At 67.6% G+C, this 782-nt stretch carries 1 protein-coding gene; it reads right to left on the bottom strand.

The features are described from left to right. Positions 1–91 precede the first annotated feature (91 nt). Positions 92–782 (bottom strand): hypothetical protein (locus tag G6R24_RS21225; protein WP_225438898.1); only part of this gene is annotated, 691 nt, incomplete at its 5' end.

Genomic DNA, 782 nt, shown 5'->3' with positions numbered 1-782 from the left:
GCAGAATACACGATTCCCCGGTCATTCTGGCAGCCGAGTTGACGCGCTAACCCCGCCCTGAAGGACGGGGCCTGCGCGCTACGTTTCCCGGTCATGCGGTGAACTCGATCTCCGCCTCGGTCTGGTAGCCGGTGGCGAGATCGATCGCCTGCACCCGGATCACCGTCTCACCGAAGATCGTCCTGACGTCGATGGCGCGTTCCCGGGCGGCGTACCGGCGTGTTCCGGCGTCCGGCAGATAGATGGTCACGAAGCCGACCTGGCTCACCCGGTCATCGTCGACATAGCGCGGATCGTCCCCGTCCGAGGCGAAGAACGACAGCCTCATCTGGGTCTGGTCGCCCTCGCGGGGATAGACCCGTGAGGTTTTCTCGCTCCCCACCGGAATGATCTCGCCACGTCGGACCAGGACGCGGAACCGCCCCTTGCACAGGGCCTTGCCCTCCGCGTTGAGATACAACCGCTCAGGGGGATCAAGGGCGGAATCGAACGCGTCCAGCAGGCCGAAGCCGTACGTCCGCGCGGCCGCGCGGGAACGGATGCGGGCTGGATTGTTGCCGTACTGCACGGCGCCGAACAGGACGGCGTTCTCCGGTCGCGGTGGCACGAACAGCCGAGCCCGGCCCTCGACCACCGCCGCGAGCCGGTGCTGCAGATACCGCGAGTTGGCGAAGCCCCCGACGAGGTAGACCGCCGTCGGCGGGTCCGGCTCACCCGGTCCGCGCGTGTGGGCCTGCTCGGAGATCCGACTCAGCTGCTCGTCCACCAGGTCGCAGATAGGG

Source organism: Candidatus Frankia nodulisporulans (assembly GCF_902806475.1).
GTDB lineage: Bacteria > Actinomycetota > Actinomycetes > Frankiales > Frankiaceae > Frankia > Frankia umida.
The sequence above is the reverse complement of the archived record's forward strand: the minus strand, read 5'-3'. Positions and strand labels throughout refer to the sequence as shown.